We start from the raw sequence: 3,435 nt of genomic DNA, 5'->3' as shown, positions 1-3,435 counted from the left end.
CGCTTTCATACTGTTGTGTTTCCTCCTTAACAGCCGACAGATCCAGCAGTTTCTTTTTATCCGTTTTACCGTTCGAGGTTAATGGTATGTATTCTATTTCTATCAACTGTGCCGGTACCATGTAGTCCGGTAGTTGATTCTCAAGGTAGTGTTGTACTACAGACTTCTCATAATCTTCTGAGACTACTATATAACCTACTAGCCGCTTGTTATTTAATAATACTACCGCTTGCCTGATGCCGGGTGCCTGTTGCAGCACAGTACTGATCTCACCCAGTTCTATACGGTAACCCCGTACCTTTACCTGTTCATCCCGGCGACCCATAAACATAATATTGCCATCTGGTAACCAACGTGCATCATCTCCCGTACGATAGACCCGCTCTCCATTGCGAAGAATAAAATGACTGGCTGTCTGGGAGGCTTGATTCAGGTAACCACGACCTACTTGTATGCCTCCTATGTACAACTCACCCGTGATGCCGATACCTGCCAGTTCACCATAGTTATCTATGATGTAAGCACGCGTATTACCTAAAGGACGACCTATTGGTAGGATGTCTTCTCCGGCTTCTCCTGCTGTTGTCTGCCACTCTATGGCTGTGACAGTTGTTTCTGTGGGACCGTATTCATTATAGAATGTCAACAGGCTGCCCCACTTCTCTGCCAGTGATTTATTACAGGCTTCTCCACCGGCTATCACTCGTTTTAAACCACCGTATAAACCAGGCCGAAGGGTTTCTAAAAAGCCTGGTGTAGCATGCAGGTGGGTTACCTGTTGTGTTAGTAATAACGCTTCAAATGCAACAGGATCCAACTGTGTTTTTTTGTCCATCAGTACCAGTGTTGCGCCACTCAGTAATGCCAGGAAAATCTGTTCTACAGATGCGTCAAAACTGTAATTGGAGAATTGCAGGATACGTTCTGAGGAATCAATACCAAATGTCTTTAACTGGCTGCCGATTAAGTTCACAACAGAACCATGCTCTATCAATACTCCCTTCGGGTGACCGGTACTTCCTGATGTATAGATCACATAAGCAAGGTCAGTTGGTGTTATACCAGCATCCGGTAATGCAGTACTTTTTGTTGACGCTTCATCTATATAAATAATCGACGGCCCTAATGGCAAATGGCTCTCTAAATCCATTGTACTAATAACCAGCCGGCAACCACTGTCTTCCAACAGATAAGACAAACGCTCATGAGGGTAAGATGGTTCCAGCGGAACATAGGCTCCTCCTGCCTTTAAGATGCCCAAAATGGCCACAATCATATTGATGCCTCGTTCCATAAATATGCCCACCAGTTCGCCACGCTGTACACCTAATTGACGCAGGTGATTACCTAACTGGTTGCTTCTTATTTCCAGTGCGTTATAACTTAGTGAGTCTGTACCGAATAATAGTGCGGTAGATTCAGGTGTCAGACATGCCTGTGCGGAGAAAAGGGATGATAATTGACTTCCTGCCGGGTAATAGCTGGTTAACTCTCCTTTACCCCAACCCAGTAATTGCTGTGTTTCTACTGCTGATAACATCGGCAACGACCCGATACGCAGTGACATATCTGATGCAATTGCTTCCAGTATATGCTGGTAATGAGACAGCATACGGGTGACTGTCGGTTCATTGAAAAGATCAGCGCAATAGGTCAGTGATAAACGTAAACCATCCCTAAAAGGGGTAATATCAAGGTTCAGTTCAAACTGTGAGGTGATCGTTGCAGATCCAGCTCCTTCCAATTCTACATCTCCTAATCTTAATTCTCCTCCACCCGGCATATTCTGTAATACCAGCCAGACCTGGAATACCGCGTTGCGTGTCCGGTCACGCTCCACGCCCAGCACTTCCACTATCTTCTCAAAAGGTACTTCCTGGTGCTCATAAGCACCTAACGTAGTTTGTTTAATTTCCTGTAGTAATGAAGAGAAAGATTGATTACTGTCCACATGGCTGCGTAATGCCAGGGTATTCAGGAAAAATCCAATGAGGCCTTCTGTTTCCTGCTGACCACGACCCGCTGCAGGACTGCCTACACAGATATCTTCCTGACCGCTGGAACGGTGTAATAATACTTTAAAAGCTGCCAATAACAGCATAAACAAGGTGACACCTTCCCTCTGTGCACAAGCCTCTAAACGCTCATGCAATACATGGTCAGTCATCATTGTCACACGACCACCACGAATGCGCTGTTCTGCGGGGTAAGGATAATCCACCGGCAGAGACAAGGGCGCAACACCCTTCAATTGTTGTTCCCAATAAGATAATTTCTTTTCCAGGACTTCGCCCGACAACCAGTTACGCTGCCATATTGCAAAATCAGCATACTGCACCGGTAAGGGTTGCAATGGAGAGGGGTCGCCTTTGAGTTTACTTTCATAAAGGTTTACCAGTTCGTCCACGATGATACCGATAGACCAGCCATCACAGGCGATATGATGGACTACACCTGAGAGGTAATATTCTCTTTCAGCAACCGTGACCAGACTTACACGCAGCATAAAATCACTGGCCAGGTCGAAAGGTTTTTCCGCCTGCTGGCCGATCCATACATGCACATCTTCCATGATCTCACTCCTGCTGATACACTGCATATGCCAGCCCGCTGCATCACGCAGCAATTGGTAGCCAACACCATCTTCTTCACGAATCACGGTACGCAACACTTCATGTCTCGCTATGATTTCCCGGAAAGAAGACTCCAATGCATCTATATTCAGTTCACCTGTTAAATGGAATCCCCATTGCAGATGATATTGAATACTTCCACTTAATTTATCAATAAACCATAAACGCTCCTGAGAGAATGACAGTGGAATACGATGGTTTCTATCTATCTTTAAAATTGCTGGCAACAAACCATCATTACCGCTATTTACACAGCGCGCCAGCGCCGCTATAGTAGGATATTCAAAAATCTGTTTGATCACCAATTCTGTCCCCATCTGTTTGCGTATAAATGCCAGCATACGCATTGCCATCAGGGAGTGTCCGCCCAGTTCAAAGAAGTTATCGTGGATACCGATTTGTGTTATTCCCAACAATGAGGACCACACTGATAACAGCTGGGATTCCGTTTCATCACGTGGCGCTTCATAAACATGACCCTGCCGCGAAGAGACTTCCACCTCTAATAACTTACGTTTATCAACCTTACCGTTAGTGGTCAGGGGGATTTCATCTACCTGTAATAATATACCAGGTACCATATAATCCGGCAATGACAACTTCAGATACAACTGTACCGCCTCTTTATCTAACGGCTCATCACTCACTACATAACCTGCCAGCAAACGAGTTCCTTCCCTGTCTTCACGCGCCAATACCACCGCCTGTCTGACTCCGGGAGCCTGTTGCAATCGCAACTGCACCTCTCCCAGTTCTACACGGTAACCCCGGATCTTTACCTGGTCATCCTTACGACCCAGAT

1 protein-coding gene is annotated in these 3,435 nt (G+C 45.8%); it reads right to left on the bottom strand.

Features of this window, described 5'->3' with window-relative positions; all coding sequences use genetic code 11:
• A partial coding sequence (locus tag GO495_RS31800; protein WP_157303998.1) for a non-ribosomal peptide synthetase occupies positions 1–3,435 on the bottom strand: 3,435 nt, incomplete at both ends.

Source organism: Chitinophaga oryziterrae (assembly GCF_009758125.1).
GTDB lineage: Bacteria > Bacteroidota > Bacteroidia > Chitinophagales > Chitinophagaceae > Chitinophaga > Chitinophaga oryziterrae.
This window is presented reverse-complemented; position numbering and strand designations above follow the sequence as displayed.